Origin of the sequence: Rhodococcus sp. IEGM 1305, assembly GCF_030058635.1 — a bacterium.
GTDB lineage: Bacteria > Actinomycetota > Actinomycetes > Mycobacteriales > Mycobacteriaceae > Rhodococcus_F > Rhodococcus_F opacus_D.
The window spans coordinates 100,255-115,924 of sequence record NZ_JASHKX010000006.1 but is presented as its reverse complement, the minus strand read 5'-3'; the positions used below and the strand labels follow the sequence as shown (position 1 = coordinate 115,924).

The 15,670-nt window shown below is 68.8% G+C and carries 19 protein-coding genes; 10 read left to right on the top strand and 9 right to left on the bottom strand.

Features of this window, described 5'->3' with window-relative positions:
- Positions 1–10: 10 nt before the first annotated feature.
- On the bottom strand, positions 11–1,306 hold the full coding sequence (locus QM693_RS13095) for an adenosylmethionine--8-amino-7-oxononanoate transaminase (protein ID WP_283352549.1): 1,296 nt from the start codon (positions 1,304–1,306) through the stop codon (positions 11–13).
- 68 nt (positions 1,307–1,374) lie between these two features.
- Between QM693_RS13095 and QM693_RS13090 the strand changes: the two genes are divergently transcribed.
- Positions 1,375–2,526 (top strand): 8-amino-7-oxononanoate synthase, encoded by a 1,152-nt coding sequence (locus QM693_RS13090; protein ID WP_283352548.1) that lies wholly within the window; start codon positions 1,375–1,377, stop codon positions 2,524–2,526.
- Positions 2,523–3,218, top strand: coding sequence for a dethiobiotin synthase (gene bioD / locus QM693_RS13085; RefSeq protein WP_283352547.1), 696 nt, complete (start codon positions 2,523–2,525; stop codon positions 3,216–3,218). The genes QM693_RS13090 and bioD overlap by 4 nt, the downstream gene beginning before the upstream one ends.
- Positions 3,219–3,228: 10 nt before the next feature.
- Here the strand turns inward: bioD and QM693_RS13080 are convergent, their stop codons facing one another.
- Positions 3,229–3,603 carry a VOC family protein gene (locus QM693_RS13080; RefSeq protein ID WP_283352546.1) on the bottom strand — a complete coding sequence of 125 codons (375 nt, stop codon included), beginning with the start codon at positions 3,601–3,603 and terminating at the stop codon, positions 3,229–3,231.
- 25 nt (positions 3,604–3,628) lie between these two features.
- Positions 3,629–4,015: a VOC family protein gene (locus QM693_RS13075; RefSeq protein WP_280782534.1), complete on the bottom strand. Its 387-nt coding sequence runs from the start codon at positions 4,013–4,015 to the stop codon at positions 3,629–3,631.
- Positions 4,016–4,188: 173 nt separating this feature from the next.
- Here QM693_RS13075 and QM693_RS13070 point away from each other — a divergent pair, with 173 nt between their 5' ends.
- From QM693_RS13070 to QM693_RS13055, 4 genes are read left to right on the top strand one after another with little or no spacing between them, the layout of a single operon-like run.
- The gene (locus QM693_RS13070) at positions 4,189–4,473 is read left to right on the top strand and encodes an Rv0250c family protein (protein ID WP_009473700.1); all 285 of its coding nucleotides are present in this window, start codon (positions 4,189–4,191) and stop codon (positions 4,471–4,473) included.
- On the top strand, positions 4,470–5,294 hold the full coding sequence (gene sdhC, locus QM693_RS13065; RefSeq protein ID WP_283352545.1) for a succinate dehydrogenase subunit SdhC: 825 nt from the start codon (positions 4,470–4,472) through the stop codon (positions 5,292–5,294). Before QM693_RS13070 ends, sdhC begins: the two co-directional genes overlap by 4 nt.
- A 21-nt stretch (positions 5,295–5,315) precedes the next feature.
- Complete coding sequence (locus QM693_RS13060) at positions 5,316–7,250, top strand: fumarate reductase/succinate dehydrogenase flavoprotein subunit (RefSeq protein WP_283352544.1); 1,935 nt, start codon at positions 5,316–5,318, stop codon at positions 7,248–7,250.
- Position 7,251: 1 nt separating this feature from the next.
- Complete coding sequence (locus QM693_RS13055) at positions 7,252–8,001, top strand: succinate dehydrogenase/fumarate reductase iron-sulfur subunit (protein ID WP_105413673.1); 750 nt, start codon at positions 7,252–7,254, stop codon at positions 7,999–8,001.
- Positions 8,002–8,062: 61 nt separating this feature from the next.
- Here QM693_RS13055 and QM693_RS13050 read toward each other — a convergent pair whose 3' ends face one another.
- The 4 genes from QM693_RS13050 to QM693_RS13035 form a co-directional block, all read right to left on the bottom strand.
- Positions 8,063–8,734 (bottom strand): sterol desaturase family protein, encoded by a 672-nt coding sequence (locus QM693_RS13050; protein ID WP_283352543.1) that lies wholly within the window; start codon positions 8,732–8,734, stop codon positions 8,063–8,065.
- Positions 8,731–9,468 (bottom strand): FadR/GntR family transcriptional regulator, encoded by a 738-nt coding sequence (locus QM693_RS13045; protein WP_283352542.1) that lies wholly within the window; start codon positions 9,466–9,468, stop codon positions 8,731–8,733. The genes QM693_RS13050 and QM693_RS13045 overlap by 4 nt, the downstream gene beginning before the upstream one ends.
- A gap of 59 nt (positions 9,469–9,527) precedes the next feature.
- On the bottom strand, positions 9,528–10,658 hold the full coding sequence (locus QM693_RS13040) for a lipase family protein (RefSeq protein ID WP_283352541.1): 1,131 nt from the start codon (positions 10,656–10,658) through the stop codon (positions 9,528–9,530).
- Positions 10,659–10,735: 77 nt separating this feature from the next.
- On the bottom strand, positions 10,736–11,365 hold the full coding sequence (locus tag QM693_RS13035) for a TetR/AcrR family transcriptional regulator C-terminal domain-containing protein (protein ID WP_283352540.1): 630 nt from the start codon (positions 11,363–11,365) through the stop codon (positions 10,736–10,738).
- 153 nt (positions 11,366–11,518) lie between these two features.
- Here QM693_RS13035 and bioB point away from each other — a divergent pair, with 153 nt between their 5' ends.
- Genes bioB through QM693_RS13020 form a run of 3 tightly spaced genes read left to right on the top strand, consistent with a single transcriptional unit; the run spans position 11,519 to position 13,372 of the window.
- Positions 11,519–12,532, top strand: a complete 1,014-nt coding sequence (bioB, locus tag QM693_RS13030; RefSeq protein WP_005260291.1) for a biotin synthase BioB — start codon at positions 11,519–11,521, stop codon at positions 12,530–12,532.
- The gene (gene bsaP / locus QM693_RS13025) at positions 12,529–12,804 is read left to right on the top strand and encodes a biotin synthase auxiliary protein BsaP (protein ID WP_283352539.1); all 276 of its coding nucleotides are present in this window, start codon (positions 12,529–12,531) and stop codon (positions 12,802–12,804) included. Before bioB ends, bsaP begins: the two co-directional genes overlap by 4 nt.
- 10 nt (positions 12,805–12,814) lie before the next feature.
- Positions 12,815–13,372: a DUF2567 domain-containing protein gene (locus QM693_RS13020; protein ID WP_280782527.1), complete on the top strand. Its 558-nt coding sequence runs from the start codon at positions 12,815–12,817 to the stop codon at positions 13,370–13,372.
- On the opposite strand, the gene QM693_RS13015 is transcribed toward QM693_RS13020, so the two are convergent.
- Positions 13,362–14,174, bottom strand: a complete 813-nt coding sequence (locus QM693_RS13015; protein ID WP_280782526.1) for an SDR family NAD(P)-dependent oxidoreductase — start codon at positions 14,172–14,174, stop codon at positions 13,362–13,364. The two genes, QM693_RS13020 and QM693_RS13015, sit on opposite strands and share 11 nt — an antisense overlap.
- 83 nt (positions 14,175–14,257) lie before the next feature.
- Between QM693_RS13015 and QM693_RS13010 the strand changes: the two genes are divergently transcribed.
- A complete protein-coding gene (locus QM693_RS13010) occupies positions 14,258–14,857 on the top strand; it encodes a TetR/AcrR family transcriptional regulator (RefSeq protein ID WP_283352538.1) in 600 nt (199 codons plus the stop codon).
- Positions 14,858–14,876: 19 nt separating this feature from the next.
- On the opposite strand, the gene QM693_RS13005 is transcribed toward QM693_RS13010, so the two are convergent.
- A complete protein-coding gene (locus tag QM693_RS13005; protein WP_283352537.1) occupies positions 14,877–15,602 on the bottom strand; it encodes an NUDIX hydrolase in 726 nt (241 codons plus the stop codon).
- Positions 15,603–15,670: the final 68 nt, after the last annotated feature.

Genomic DNA, 15,670 nt, shown 5'->3' with positions numbered 1-15,670 from the left:
CGAGATCGGGCTATCGGCCCGGGGCGGAGCTCCGTGCCGCAGCAAGCATTCCGGTTGTGATCTTCCGCACGTCGCCGGTGGTGCACACGTACGGCGGCATCGAGTAGATCAGGTTCCGGAACGGCCGCAACCAGACCCCGGCGGCCACCGCGGCGTCGGTGGCGGCACGCATGTCGACGGGTTCGGCGAGTTCGATCACACCGATCGCGCCGAGCACCCGGACCTCCCGGACGCCGGGGAGTTCCCGGGCCGGTGCGAGCCCCGATTCGAGCTCGCGACGCACGGCCTCGACCTCGCCTCGCCAGTCGCGCGACAGCAGGAGTTCGATCGACGCCACCGCGACGGCACAGGCGAGCGGGTTGGCCATGAACGTGGGACCGTGCATCAGCCCGCCGGCCTCCCCGGAGCTGATGGTCTCGGCGACGTCGGTGGAACAAAGCGTCGCCGCGAGGGTCATGTACCCGCCGGTGAGGGCCTTGCCGACGCACATGATGTCGGGGCGGGCGCCGGCGTGGTCCGCGGCGAACAGCTCGCCGGTGCGGCCGAAACCGGTCGCGATCTCGTCGAACACCAGCAGGAGCCCGTGCTCGTCGCAGATCCGCCGCAGCTCCGACAGGTACCGGGGGTCGTGGAAGCGCATGCCACCGGCGCCCTGCACCACCGGTTCGACGATGACGGCCGCCAGTTCGTCGGTGTGCAAGGCCACCAGGCGCTCGAACTCCGCGACGTACCGCGGGTCGAACTCGCGGGGCGGGGGTCCGGCGAAGACCTGCCGTGCCAGGACGTCCGTCCACAGGGAGTGCATGCCCCCGTCCGGGTCGCAGACGCTCATCGGGGCGAACGTGTCGCCGTGATACCCGCCGCGCCAGGTGAGCAGCCGGTGCCGCTCCGGCCTGCCGCGACTGCGCCAGTACTGCAGGCACATCTTGACGGCGACTTCGACGGACACCGAACCGGAATCGGCGAGGAACACCTTGTCGAGTCCGTCCGGGGTGATCTCGACGAGCAGCTGGGCGAGCCGCGCGGCCGGTTCGTGGGTGAGCCCGCCGAACATCACGTGACTCATCCGCCCGAGCTGCGCCGTCGCCGCCGCGTCGAGGACGGGATGCCGGTAGCCGTGGACCGCGGCCCACCACGAACTCATGCCGTCGACGAGTTCGCGTCCGTCGGCGAGAATGAGGCGGGTCCCGCTCGCCTCGGCCACCACGAGCGGGGTGGTCGAGGCGGGGAAGGCGCCGTACGGATGCCAGAGAAGCGAGGCATCGAGGGACGTGATGTCGTCGACGGACAGGCTCGGGGAGGTCACGGTCTCGACCCTAGCCACCCGAGGAAAACCGGGCCCACCCGGGTTGAACACCGTTCAAGTCGCGTATCGTGCCGGGGGTGAGTACCGACCGCACCTTCACCACCTGGCTCGACGACGTCGAGGACCAGCGGCGCGCCGCGGGACTGCGCCGCGAGTTGCGTCCACGCACGCCCGGCAACGCGCTCATCGATCTGGCGTCCAACGACTACCTCGGTCTCGTACGGCACCCGGAGGTGCTGCACGGCGCGATGACCGCGCTGCGCCGCTGGGGTGCGGGGGCCACCGGCTCGCGTCTGGTCACGGGATCGACCACCGAACACGAACTCCTCGAAACCGAACTCGCCGAGTTCGTCGGCGCCGACGCCGGGCTGGTGTTCTCCTCCGGGTACACCGCGAATCTCGGTGCCGTCACCGCGCTGTCCGGCGCCGGATCGCTGATCGTCTCCGATGCGGGCAGCCACGCGTCACTGGTCGACGCGTGTCGGCTGTCGCGGGCCCGCGTGGCCGTCGCACCGCATTCCGATCTCGACTTCGTCCGCAGCGCACTGGCCACCCGGCCGGAGGAGCGGGCGCTGGTCGTCACCGACTCGGTGTTCAGCGCGGACGGGGATCTCGCACCCCTCGTCGACCTCCACCGGGTGTGCCGCGAGCACGGCGCGTTCCTCGTCGTGGACGAGGCGCACGGTGTCGGAGTCCGCGGCGCAGGGGGCCGCGGACTCGTGCACGAGGTGGGTCTCGCGGGCGAACCCGACATCGTCGTCACGGCCACGCTGTCGAAGTCGCTGGCCAGCCAGGGCGGTGCGGTGCTGGCGTCGGAGAAGGTGCGCGCGCATCTCGTCGACGCCGCGCGCACGTTCATCTTCGATACCGGCCTGGCCCCCGCGGCCGTCGGCGCGGCACGGGCGGCCCTCGCCGTTCTGCGGCGTGAACCCCACCGTGCGGAGTCCGTCCTGGACCGTGCGCGGGATCTCGCCCGGTTCACCGGCGCCGGGACACCCGAGTCCGCCGTCGTCTCCGTGATCCTCGGCGACCCGCAACGCGCCGTCGACGCAGCCGCCGCCTGCCGGGAACAGGGCTTGCACGTCGGCTGCTTCCGGCCCCCGTCGGTGCCCGAAGGCACGTCGCGTCTGCGGCTCACCGCGCGCGCGACGCTCGATGAGGACGAACTGGCGCGGATCGAAGCCGTGCTGACGGACGTCCTGGTGGGAGCGTCGGCGTGAGCATCCTGGTGGTCACCGGCACGTCGACGGATGTCGGCAAAACGGTGGTCACGGCGGCGCTCGCGGCGGCTGCACATGAAGCGGGCCTGTCCGTGGCGGTGTGCAAGCCCGCGCAGACCGGCGTCGCCCCGGGAGAGCCGGGCGATCTGGTCGAGGTGACCAGACTGTCCGGTGTGACGGCGGTGGTGGAGCTGGCCCGCTACCCCGAACCACTCGCCCCCGACACCGCGGCCCGGCGCAGCGGCCTGCCGATGCTGCGGTGCGCCGACGTGGTCGAGACGATCCGCGCGCTCGACGACGGGCACGATCTGGTGCTCGTCGAGGGTGCAGGCGGCCTGCTGGTGCGGCTGGGCGCCGAGGGCTTCACGCTCGTCGATCTCGCGCTCGCCCTCGACGCACCGGCTGTCGTGGTCGCCGCGGCAGGCCTCGGCACGCTCAACCACACCGAGCTCACGATCCGGGCACTGTCGGCGGCCGGTCTCGCCTGCGCCGGAACGGTGATCGGGTCCTGGCCGGACGAGCCCGGGCTCGCCGAGCGGTGCAATCTCGACGACCTGCCCGCCGTGACCGGGGTCGACGTCGTCGGCTCGGTGCCCGCAGGCAGCGGACGCCTGGCCTCTGCGTCGTTCGGTGCGGCCGCATCCACGTGGTTCGACAGCACCTGGCTGAAGTCGACGCTCACGCGGCTCTGAGCTGGGGCGGTCAGGATTCGGCGAGCACCGACAGCACGTTTCCCGCGGGGTCGGTGAACCACGCGATGTCGGGACCGTTGCCGCGCATAATCCCCTTGTCGTCCTGATCGAAGCCGTCGTACCGCAGGAACCGGACCCCACGTTCGGTGAGCGCGTCGACGGCCTTCTCCACGTCGTCCACGGCGAAATTCAGGATGGTGAACGTCGCCGGCGTGTGGTCGGGCTTGGGATAGATCAGCACCACCGGCCCCTTCGGGAGATGCAGGCCCAGTAGTCCCATCTCATCCTCGGTGACCTCGAGGCCCAGGGTGTCGGTGTAGAAGGACTGGGCCGCGGCGATGTCGTCGACGGCGAAACCGCTGAATGCTCGCGCATTGCTCAACATGTCTGTTCTCCTTCCGTGCTGTCGGTCAGGACATCTCGGCCCGCGCCTGCGCGCTGAGCTGGATGATCTGGACGTAGTTGCCGTCGGGGTCCACGGCGGTGCCGAACCAGCTGCCGTCACGATCCTCGAGCGGGGACAACCACGTCGCACCGAGTTCGTCGATCCGGTGTGCTGCGGCGCGGGCGTCGGTGACCTCGACGTTGAGGAGTACGCGGCCGGGTTCGGGATTGGTGTCGCCGACGTCGTCGCGCCGGTCGAGCATGATGTAGAAGCCGTCGAAGTCGAGGACGTCGTAGCCCGGTTCGCCGGGGGTGCGTTCGACCTTCGGCGAGAACGCGGCGGTGTACCAGTCCCGCAGTCGGTCGGGGTGAGTGCTCGCGAGCAGGATGCTTCCGATCGTGGCGTCGGCCATGATGTCCTCCCGGTGGGTGTGCGTTGTCGGTGGTCCTGCAGATATGGACTCGGCCGCCCCGCGAAATTCATCGCAACGGAGTTTCCGAGGTTCCGAAAGCGGCACCGTCCCCTCCGAATATCGGTAGTGTGATTCATGTCACGGCTACATCCGGCTGGGTTGGGAGGGGTCACATGTCGACCTCCGAAATGCTCGAATTGAATCGCACCATCGACCGCCTTCGGCGCGCTGTCGGTTCGTTACGATCGATGTACGGCGACGCCGCATCCGTGCGGCGACTGAGCAACGATCTGGAGCGGCTCGAGATCGACGCGCGGGAACTCGACTCTTCGCCACCGAACGTCGTCCACCGCGAACCGGTGGAGCGAATCAAGGTGTCGGACACCCCGTACGACGCGTCGATGTGGCTCGGTATCGATGACGAGGGGCTGGGCGGGCTCCACTACGAGCGCGGATGAGCGCGCCGCCGAAGGATTCCGAAAGTGCCGGTGTGGGGGCGCCGACGCGTGCCCGGATCGCGGAACGCACGCTCCGCACCGACCGGTGGTGGCTGGCCCCGCTGCTGACGGTGCTCGGCCTGTCCGTCTTCGTGGTGTACGCATCGGTCCGCTCGTGGGTCCGCACCGCGTACTTCGTCGAGGACTACCACTACCTGACGCCGTTCTACTCGCCGTGCCTGAGCGATTCGTGTGTGCCCGGTTCGAGCGACTTCGGGACACCCATCGGCGAGTTGCCGATGATCATCCCGCTCGGGTTCCTGGTGCTGCCGTTCCTGCTCGGCTTCCGGCTCACCTGCTACTACTACCGCAAGGCCTACTACCGGTCGGTGTGGTTCTCGCCGCCCGCGTGCGCGGTCGCGGAACCCCATAGCACCTACACGGGTGAGACGCGCCTGCCGCTGATCGTCCAGAACGCACACCGCTACTTCTTCTACGTCGCACTCGTCGTCTCGCTGATCAACACGTACGACGCGATCCGCGCGTTCCACGGCGCCGACGGCGGATTCGGAATCGGGCTCGGCACACTCATCATGGTCTGCAACGTGATCCTGCTCTGGGCGTACACCGTCTCCTGCCATTCCTGCAGGCACGTCATGGGCGGCAGGCTCACCCACTTCTCCCAGCACCCGATCCGGTACCGGCTCTGGACCTGGGTCAGCACACTGAACACCCGGCACATGCAGCTCGCCTGGACCACCCTCGCCACACTGATCATCACCGACTTCTACGTGATGCTCGTGGCGAGCGGGACCATCTCCGACCTGCGCCTCATCAACTGACTTCATCGAAGAGGGAGTGGAATGACGGAAGTCGAACGGCACCAGTACGACGTCGTGGTCATCGGTGCCGGCGGCGCCGGACTGCGAGCGGTCATCGAGGCCCGGGAACAGGGCCTGTCCGTCGCCGTCGTCTGCAAGTCGCTGTTCGGCAAGGCGCACACGGTCATGGCGGAGGGTGGCTGCGCCGCCGCGATGGGAAACGCCAACGAGAAGGACACGTGGCAGACCCATTTCCAGGACACGATGCGCGGCGGCAAGTTCCTCAACAACTGGCGAATGGCCGAACTGCACGCCCGCGAGGCTCCCGACCGGGTGTGGGAACTCGAGACGTACGGGGCCCTGTTCGACCGGACCCCCGACGGCCGGATCAGCCAGCGTAACTTCGGCGGTCACACGTATCCGCGGCTCGCCCACGTCGGTGACCGCACCGGGCTCGAACTGATCCGCACCATGCAGCAAAAGATCGTGTCGCTGCAGCAGGAGGATTTCGCCGCCACCGGAGACTACGAGGCCCGGATCAAGATCTTCGCCGAGTGCACCATCTCCGAGCTGACCAAGGACGGCGACCGGATCTCGGGTGCGTTCGGATACTGGCGCGAGAGTGGACGTTTCGTCCTGTTCGAGGCCCCCGCCGTCGTGATGGCCACCGGCGGGATCGGCAAGTCGTTCAAGGTGACGTCGAATTCGTGGGAGTACACCGGCGACGGTCACGCCCTCGCCCTGCGCGCGGGCGCCAACCTCATCAACATGGAGTTCGTGCAGTTCCACCCCACCGGCATGGTGTGGCCGCCCAGCGTCAAGGGCATCCTCGTGACGGAAGGCGTCCGCGGTGACGGCGGGGTCCTGAAGAACTCCGAGGGCGAGCGGTTCATGTTCTCGTACATCCCGCCGGTCTTCAAAGGGCAGTACGCGGAGACCGAGGAAGAGGCCGACGGCTGGTACAAGGATTCCGACAACAACCGCCGCACACCGGATCTCCTGCCCCGCGACGAGGTGGCCCGGGCGATCAATTCCGAGGTCAAGGCCGGACGGCAGACCCCGCACGGCGGCGTGTACCTCGACATCGCCTCACGGATGCCCGCTGACGAGATCGTTCGGCGGCTGCCCTCGATGTACCACCAGTTCAAGGAACTCGCCGACGTCGACATCACCAAGGAGCAGATGGAGGTCGGGCCCACCTGCCACTACGTGATGGGGGGCATCGAAGTCGACCCCGACAGCGGATCGTCCAGCGTCGCGGGGCTGTTCGCCGCGGGGGAGTGCTCGGGCGGGATGCACGGTTCCAACCGGCTCGGCGGCAACTCGTTGTCCGACCTCCTGGTGTTCGGGCGCCGCGCCGGACTGGGGGCGGCGGAGTACGTGAAGTCGCTGCAGGGCCGGCCGGTCGTGTCCGCGGACGCCGTCGATGCGGCGGCGCGGATGTTGTTGTCGCCGTTCGATCCCGCGGTCGGGGAGGGTGGCGCCACCGAGAACCCGTACACGCTGCACACCGAACTGCAGCAGACCATGAACGACCTCGTCGGCATCATCCGGAAGGAAGACGAGATCGTCCGTGCCCTGGAGAAGCTCACCGAGATCAAGGGCCGCATCGGGGGCGTGGAGGTCGAGGGGCACCGCCAGTTCAACCCGGGATGGCACCTCGCCGTCGACCTGCGGAACATGGTGCTGGTCAGCGAATGCGTGGCCCAGGCGGCGCTGCTACGCACGGAAAGTCGCGGCGGGCACACCCGCGACGACCACCCGAGCATGGAGGCGGAGTGGCGCAACACCCTGCTGGTGTGCAGCGTGGTCGGCGACATGTCCGCACATCCCGATTCGGTGGTGCCGGACGTCACCGTCACCCGCGAGCTCCAGCTCCCGATGCGCTCAGAGCTGTTGGAGCTTTTCGACATCGACGAACTCGCCAAGTACTACACCGACGCCGAACTCGCGGGACACCCGGGAAGGAAGGCCTGAGATGGGTTACGACGCGCAGTTCCGGGTCTGGCGCGGCGACGCGGACGGCGGCGCCCTCCAGGACTACTCCATTCCCGTCAACGAAGGTGAGGTGGTGCTCGACATCATCCACCGGTTGCAGGCGACGCAGACCCCGGACCTGGCGGTGCGATGGAACTGCAAGGCGGGCAAATGCGGATCGTGTTCCGCGGAGATCAACGGCCAGCCACGGCTGCTGTGCATGACGCGGATGTCGACGTTCACGGAAGACGAGGTGGTGACGGTCACGCCGTTGCGGGCGTTCCCGGTCATCCGGGATCTCGTCACCGACGTGTCGTTCAACTACGCGAAGGCGCGGGAGATCCCGTCGTTCACCCCGCCCCCGGGGCTCGGGCCGGGCGAGTACCGGATGCAGCAGGTCGACGTCGAACGGTCGCAGGAATTCCGCAAGTGCATCGAGTGCTTCCTCTGCCAGAACACCTGTCACGTCATCCGTGACCACGACGACAACAAGCCGGCGTTCTCCGGCCCCCGCTTCTTCATCCGCGTCGCCGAACTGGAGATGCATCCACTCGACACGGCCGACCGTCGTGACGCGGCGCAGGAAGAGTTCGGCCTCGGGCTCTGCAACATCACCAAGTGCTGCACCGAGGTGTGCCCCGAGGGGATAAAGATCACCGACAACGCCATCATTCCGATGAAGGAGCGGGTGGTCGATCGACGGTACGACCCCATCGTCTGGTTGGGCAACAAGCTCTTTCGCCGCGGTTAGCGCCTCCGGCACCCGTGAGTACTTGTTAACCGCGGGCGGTTGACAAGTACTCACGGGTGCGTCAGCGCACGGCGTGGAGGTTCCGGGCGGTGGGCGACTTCTCGACCGATTCGGGGTCCGGGTCGGTGCCCAGGATCCGGTCGGCGGTTCCCGAGGTGGTGACGGTGAACCAGTAGTGCTCGTTCTTGTAGTGGTGATGGCGGTGGTTGCGCCAGATCGCACGGTACAGGCGGGAGTTCGGCTTGTAGTCGCTGTGGATGAGGTAGTGCGTCCATTCGTAGAGGACGCCCAGAATGCTCAGCACCACCAGGAACGTCAGTCCGAGTCCGGTGCGCGGGAACGCGAGCAGCGAGAGGGCCACGAGAACGGGAATCAGCCACGTCAGCGTCTGCCACGGGATGAAGACCAGCGGTACGTCCCGGGGGTCGACGTGATGCTCGCGATGCTTCCGGGCGAGCAGCGAATCGACGGTCAGGCCCAGGACCTTTTGGGGTTTCCAGTGCAGGATGCAGACGTGGATGACCCATTCGGCGAACGGGAACACGGCCAGCATCACCAGCGGAAGCACGGCGTCGGTCGGCTGCCAGTCGCCGACGATCAGGCGGGCGGCCACCGCGGCGACCAGCATGCCGCCGATCATCCACGGGGACGGGTGTCGGCGGAACTGGTCTGCGGCGTCGCGGAGGGTGATCGACCTGCGTTGGCGGCGATCTGCGGGAGGTTTCGTGGTCATGTGTCCTTCTCCGAATTGTTCTGGTGCAGTGCGTCGATCACGGCCGTGACGGCGGCCGTGCCGAGGTCGAGGAGTGTGGTGGCGGTCTGTGCCGCGGCGACTTCGTCGTGGGCGGTGATCGCCTCGGCCAGCTGGTGGTACAGGTCGGTGCGGCCGACTTCCGCGACCATGACTGCGGCCATCGCCGTCATGGTCGGTTCGTACGCGTTGCGGAGGCTGTTGAAGATGAGCCGGAATGCGATGGAATCGGCCGTGTCGACAACACGCTCCCAGAAGGCCAGGGCGCCGACCTGCTGCGCAACCGGGTCGCTGTCGGAGGCGAGACGATCCACGGCGTCGCGGAGAGCGGCACCCGACTGGTCGGTGGCCCGGCCGGCGGCGAGCCGGGCGACCTGCACGCCGATCATCCGCCGGGCCTCGAGAACGCTGCGCACCACCGCCCAATCGGGGATCCCGTCGCGGACGAGCAGCTGGGACAGCAGTTCGGGTCCGCCGTGCTGGCGGAAGTCGCGGACCGAGGTGGCGTCGCCCTGCCGGACGTCGACGAGTCCGGCCTGGGCCAGCTTCTGGATCGCTTCCCGGACCGCGGGCCGGGACACCCCGAAGGCTTCGGCCAGGCGTCGTTCGCTCGGCAGGGCGTCACCGGCGGCGAGGTCGCCGCCCAGCACACGCGCGGTGATCTGGTCGAAGACTTCGGTGGAGGCGGATTTCCGCGCGATCGGCTCGAACATCATGACCGCGACACTAGGGTGGCAATAGGTAAGAGGTCAAGTGGTCTTACCAGTGAATTTTGCTAGCCGAACAGGCTTCGGACGAACGGAGTGGTGTCGGGCAGGGACGCCGGCATCGTGTAGAGATGGCCGGTCGGATACGTCCGGAACACGAACTGCTGCCCGTTCGCGGCGAGGTCCGCCGTCAGTTTCCAGGCAAGAGGAATCGGGACGACGTCGTCGAACAGGCCCTGCCCGATGAACAGCGGCCGGTCGTAGCCCCGCACGGGCACGCCCAGCGTGGTGCGTAGCGCTGCCAGCACCACCGGGTCGTCGAGGGGACGGGACATCAACTGGCCGATCGAGATGCCGTCGAGTTGCGGGGCCGCCTCCTCGTAGCAGAGCGATTCGACGCGATTCAGGACGTCGACGCCGAGCGGTGTGAGGTAGCTGTCGACGTCGAGGTCGGGCCGCGACGCCCGCAATCCGGCGAGCGCGTACGCCACGAACACCGTGCTCCCGGTGAGGGGCACGTCCGGGAAACCCGGGCCGACGAGCGGCGCGAGATTCTCCAGATTGGACGGGGCGCCGGTGGCGACGGTGCCGCGGAAGTCGAGTTCGGGTGCGTACGTGGTGGCCATCGACGCGGCGACGAGAGCGGCATGGCCGCCTTGCGACTGACCGAGGGCGACCCACCGGTTCGACAGGGACGGCGTGACGGTCCGCGCCGCGCGCACCATGTCGATCACGCCGTGCGCCTCCGTCGGGCCGTCCAGGTACGGGTGCACACCCGGTGTGCCGAGGCCGACGTAATCCGTTGCGACGACGGCGTATCCCTGGTCGAGCCAGTGCTGGACGTACGGTCCGACGAGTTTTCCCGTCACCGTCGGCGCACACTTGTCGGCGATACCGACCGTGCCGTGGGCCCAGGACACGACGGGCCACCCGCCGGGTGGCGCCGCGCCGGGGGGCAGGAGAACCGCGCCGGTGCTGAGCGCGGGTTCGTCCATCGGCCCCGTCGTCCAGTAGGTGACGTACGTGGCGTCGGCGACGCCCGGCGGCCGCGCGTCCGGTGCCACCGGCGTCGCGGCGACGACCGCACCCGGATCGCCGCCTGCGGTCTGTGCCGCCGAGGGGGTGGGCGCGCCGAGGAGCGACAGTGCGAGTGCCGCCGCGAGAACCGTTCCGGTGCGGCGGCCGAGTGAAGACGTCATCGCGTCCGTCCCTGGGCCGTCGGAGGCGCCGCGCGGTCCTCGAGTGGCCGACGCGGCGTCGACTCAATTGTGCGCGCTCAGGGGCGGTGGGCGGAGTCTTTCAAGCGTGCGCGAATTCCGTCGACGAACAGCGACAGGCCGAAGTCGAACCGGACCGCCGGATCGCCGTCGAGGAGGTCCTCGTCGTACGCCGCGATCGGAGACTGTGGGGCGTCGGGGGAGAGGGCGGCCCGGGTGAGGGCGCCTGCCGACTCCATCTGCGCCCGCGACTGCTCGTCGACCGTGTGGCCGAGGACGTAGTACAGCAGCGAGAACGACGACAGTTCCGCGTGTTCGCGGGACAGTCCGGATCGCAGGCCGACTGCTGCGAAGCTTTCCCGGACCCGGGAGTTGGTCATGCGCGACGCGTACGTGGCGGAGACCAGTTCGGCGCCGTCGCGGTGAGCGAGCAGTGCGGTGCGGAGTCGATGGGCCAGTTCGGTGAATTCCGCGTCCCAGTCGGGGGCCGTGACCGGGGCGTCGACGTCTTCGAGAATCTTGTCGGCGAGCGCCCCGAGCAGGGTCTGCTTGTTGGGGAAATGCCAGTACAGGGCGCCCGGCTGCACGCCGAGAGCCGTCGCGAGCCTCCGCATCGTGAGGTCGGCGAGGCCGAACTCGTCGAGGATGGCCATTGCGCCGTCGAGTACGTCGCCGCGTCGCAACTGCACTGTGTGATCTCCCAATCTCGTCGAAAAGCCCGCCCGGCTTTGACAGTATTCCACCACGGATCTAACGTGAACACCGTTCAACTTGTACGGTGTTCAATTTTTCGGTTCCGTCGATTCACGGCACGTGATCGGCCCGTTTTCCAGGAGATACGTGTGACATCGGCCCCGGTACAGACAGACATCCTCGCCCTCGCGCGTGAGCAGGTTCTCGAGCGCGGTGACGCGCTGAACGAGAGTCAGGTGCTCGAGGTCCTGCAACTTCCCGACGATCGGCTCGAGGAACTGCTCGCCCTCGCGCACGACGTGCGCATGAAGTGGTGCGGTCCCGAGGTCGAGGTCGAGGGCATCATCAGCCTCAAAACCGGCGGCTGCCCCGAGGACTGCCACTTCTGCTCGCAGTCCGGCCTGTTCCAGTCGCCGGTGCGTGCGGCGTGGCTCGACATTCCGTCGCTCGTGGAGGCTGCGAAGCAGACCGCCAAGTCCGGCGCAAGCGAATTCTGCATCGTCGCCGCCGTCCGCGGCCCCGACGAGCGGCTGCTCGCCCAGGTCGCTGCCGGCATCGAGGCGATCCGCAACGAGGTCGACATCCAGATCGCCTGCTCGCTGGGCATGCTCACCCAGGAGCAGGTCGACCAGCTCGCCGCGATGGGTGTGCACCGCTACAACCACAACCTGGAGACGTCGAAGTCCCACTTCCCGAACGTCGTCACCACCCACACGTGGGACGAGCGCTGGAACACCCTCCGCATGGTGCGCGAGGCGGGCATGGAGGTGTGCTGCGGCGGCATCCTCGGCATGGGGGAGAGCCTCGAGCAGCGCGCCGAGTTCGCGGCCAACCTCGCCGAACTCGAACCCGACGAGGTGCCGCTGAACTTCCTCAACCCGCGTCCCGGAACCCCGTTCGGCGACCTCGAGGTCCTGCCCGCGAGCGAGGCCCTCAAGTCGGTGGCCGCGTTCCGCCTCGCGCTGCCCCGCACCATCCTCCGCTTCGCGGGCGGGCGCGAGATCACGCTCGGCGACCTCGGGGCCAAGCAGGGCATCCTCGGCGGCATCAACGCCGTCATCGTCGGCAACTACCTCACGACCCTCGGCCGCCCGGCCGAACAGGATCTCGACCTGCTCGTCGATCTGCAGATGCCGATCAAGGCCCTGAACGACACCCTGTGACGATCATGGCAGACGCGACCATGGGCGACCGCCCCGACGGCCTCGAGGGCCGGGTCGACGCCCCCGAGGAGCGCTACAACCCGTACACCGGCCGCCGCGTGGTGGCCGGTGTGGACGACGCCGTGCCCACCGCCGCGCAGTTGGGGCTGGAGCCGCCCCGCTTCTGCGAGGCGTGCGGCCGCCGGATGGTGGTGCAGATCAGCCCGGACGGCTGGTGGGCGAAATGTTCCCGCCACGGTGTGTTCGACTCGATCTACGGCGGACGGCGGTAGCGTCGGACGGGTGACCACGCTCCCGCGCTTCAGGCTTCGATCTGCCGCCGGAATCTTCTGCGGGACGGTGGTGGCGAGCGCGCTCGCCGGGGTGCTGTGGGGAGTCCTCGCACCGCCCGAGCACCTGCTGGTCGTCGCCCCCGACCGCGGGGTGTCGCTGACAGGGGAGAGCGTGCACCGGTTCGACGCGATCGGGATGTTCGCCTGCGCGGGCCTGGTGGTCGGCATTCTCACCGCGGTCGCGGCGTGGACGGCGCGGACGAGTCGCGGCCCGGTGGCGCTGGGCGCGGTTCTCGCGGGCAGTGTCGTCGGGGCCGGGGTGATGGCGCTCGGTGGAATCGGCGTGGCGGCGCTGCGGTTTCCCGACCCCGACACCTCGACCGCCGGCACGGTCGTGGCGGTCGCGCCAGGGATCGGGACCTTGCTGGTGCTGATCTTCCAGCCCCTCGTCGCCTGCGTCGTGACGTTGGTGCTCGCCGCGCTCAATCCGTACGACGATCTCGGCGTCAGTGGTCCCCCGGTCGAACTCGACGAGCCGGAAGAGCGCGACGCGACGCTTACCTCGTGACCGACGTCCGCATCCGCACGTCCCCGAGGAGGCGCCCGCTGGCGAGAGCGCCGATGCGGCGAGTCGCGAATCGGGTGCTGACCGACGACACCCAGTTCATCAGCCCGGAGACGACGCTCGGCGGGGTGCTGCGCCGGTCCAGGGCGCGCAGGGCTGTCGACACCACCTGATCCGCGGTCTGCATCCGGCCGACGGCGGCGTCCTCGGAGCCGACGACGTCGAAGAACTCGGTGCGGGTGGGGCCCGGGCAGACGGCGAGCACGGTGAGGCCGGTGCCTCGCGCCTCGGCCCACAACGCCTCCGTGAAATTGAGGACGAACGCCTTGGTCGCCCCGTAGACGGCCATGCCGGGAGTCGGCTGGAACGCGGCGGTGCTCGCCACGTTCACGAGTGCGCCGCGTCCCCGGAGCAGGTCGGGCAGGAATGTGTGCGACAGCTCGACGAGGGTGGTGACGTTGAGCTGGATCTCGGAGGTGAGGCGCTCGAGGTCGGCGGACGCGAAATCTCCGTGCGTCCCGAATCCCGCGTTGTTGATCAGTGAGTCGACGCGGATGTCGCGGGCGGTGAGTTCGCCGCGCAACCGCTCCCCGGCGCCTGGTGTCGCGAGGTCGAACGGGAGCACGGTGACCGACACGTGGTGCGCGGCGCGGAGTTCGGTGGCGAGTTGTTCGAGCCGGTCGGCGCGGCGGGCGACGAGGACGAGATCTGCACCCCGCCGGGCGAACCGGCGAGCGAATTCGACACCGAGGCCCGCGCTGGCGCCGGTGATGAGGACGGTGGTTCCGGATACGTCGAAGGACATGTCTGCTCCTGGCGGTGGGTGTCCTTCGAATGTAGTCACTGCCATCTATGTAGTCAATGACAACATCTTGCTAGGCTGGCGGCATGCCCGTCGCCGAACAGCCCTACCACCACGGGAGTCTTCGCCGGGTGCTGCTCGCGCGCGCCGAGAGCACGCTCGAGAAGGACGGCGTCGACGGACTCTCCCTGCGGCAGCTCGCCCGCGAGGCCGGGGTCAGCCACGCTGCACCCAGCAAGCACTTCCGCGACCGACAGGCGCTGCTCGACGCACTCGCGGAGTCCGGTTTCCTGCGCCTCACGGCCGCCCTCGAACTCGCGGTCGAGGAGGCGGAACCGCACGCCCGGGCCCGCTTCGCCGCGCTCGCCGGCGCCTACGTGAGCTTCGCACTCGCACACCGGGAGTTGCTGGCCCTGATGTACGGCAACAAGCACGCGCCCGGAGCCGCCTCCCGGGTCGTGGAGGCCGGCCACGCCTCGATGGACCTGACGGTCCGGATCGTCACCGAAGCCCAGGCCGCGGGCGACATCGGACCCGGGGACGCTTCGCGCATCGCCCTCGTCGCGTTCGCGACGTTCCACGGGATCGCCACCCTCGCCGCAGGCGGGATGCTCGACGGCGCGCCGGTGGACGAAGTCGTCACCGCCGCGTCGGACACGTTCTGGCGGGGTCTCGCCCAGGCGTGAGGCCGCCTGACGCGCAGGGTCAGCTCGGCGGTCGAAGCGCCGCGAACTCGTCCGTCACCCGCAGCGTGGAGTCGGTGAACCGGTAGAGCGCGGCCGGGCGCCCACCGGCGCGGCCCGACGGCGCCGTGTTCCCGGTGGGAGTCAGCACTCCACGTCGCCCGAGGACGCGCTGGAGGTTGGTCGCGTCCACCTGGTACCCGAGTGCGGCGCAGTAGATCTCGCGCAGCGTCGACATGGAGAACTCGTCGGGGGCCAATCCGAACGCGATGTTGGTGTAGGAAAGCTTGGCCGCGAGGCGGGTCCGGGCGTGCCGGACGACGGTGCCGTGGTCGAACGCCGTCTCGGGGAGCGCGGACACCGGGTGCCACGCGGTGTCCGGCGGCAGCTGCGGGTCGGCGGGAAGGGGGACGAGCCCGAGGAAGGTCGACGCGATGGTGCGCGGGCCGGGCACACGATAGGGGTCGCTGAACACCGACAGCTGCTCGAGGTGGGAGACCTCCTGCACGTCCACCTTCTCGGCCAGCTGGCGTCGCGCGGACGTGGTGAGGTCCTCGTCCTCGTGGAGCAGTCCGCCGGGCAGGGACCAGGCGCCCGCCTGCGGATCGAGGGCCCGTTGCCACAGCAGCACGGCGAGCTCACCGGCGTGACGCGCATCACCGCCTTGACCTGCGGTGATGTGGTCCGGGAAGTGGCGAACCTGGAACACCGCGGTAAGCACTTCATGCGTGGTGTTACTATTGGGCATGTTTTCGATCCTAAGTCGAAAACCTCGATTGCGGAAATTCGGGCCAGCCCGCCCGAGTTCACGGTGAA

Bases quoted from the DNA above. Each gene is read 5' to 3' on its own strand.
- QM693_RS13070 (WP_009473700.1), top strand. From the start codon at position 4,189: ATGTCGACCTCCGAAATGCTCGAATTGAATCGCACCATCGACCGCCTT.
- QM693_RS13080 (WP_283352546.1), bottom strand. From the start codon at position 3,603: ATGTTGAGCAATGCGCGAGCATTCAGCGGTTTCGCCGTCGACGACATC.
- QM693_RS13055 (WP_105413673.1), top strand. From the start codon at position 7,252: ATGGGTTACGACGCGCAGTTCCGGGTCTGGCGCGGCGACGCGGACGGC.
- QM693_RS13060 (WP_283352544.1), top strand. From the start codon at position 5,316: ATGACGGAAGTCGAACGGCACCAGTACGACGTCGTGGTCATCGGTGCC.
- QM693_RS13015 (WP_280782526.1), bottom strand. From the start codon at position 14,174: ATGTCCTTCGACGTATCCGGAACCACCGTCCTCATCACCGGCGCCAGC.
- QM693_RS13010 (WP_283352538.1), top strand. From the start codon at position 14,258: ATGCCCGTCGCCGAACAGCCCTACCACCACGGGAGTCTTCGCCGGGTG.
- QM693_RS13045 (WP_283352542.1), bottom strand. From the start codon at position 9,468: ATGATGTTCGAGCCGATCGCGCGGAAATCCGCCTCCACCGAAGTCTTC.
- QM693_RS13005 (WP_283352537.1), bottom strand. From the start codon at position 15,602: ATGCCCAATAGTAACACCACGCATGAAGTGCTTACCGCGGTGTTCCAG.
- QM693_RS13075 (WP_280782534.1), bottom strand. From the start codon at position 4,015: ATGGCCGACGCCACGATCGGAAGCATCCTGCTCGCGAGCACTCACCCC.
- QM693_RS13040 (WP_283352541.1), bottom strand. From the start codon at position 10,658: ATGACGTCTTCACTCGGCCGCCGCACCGGAACGGTTCTCGCGGCGGCA.
- QM693_RS13050 (WP_283352543.1), bottom strand. From the start codon at position 8,734: ATGACCACGAAACCTCCCGCAGATCGCCGCCAACGCAGGTCGATCACC.
- sdhC (WP_283352545.1), top strand. From the start codon at position 4,470: ATGAGCGCGCCGCCGAAGGATTCCGAAAGTGCCGGTGTGGGGGCGCCG.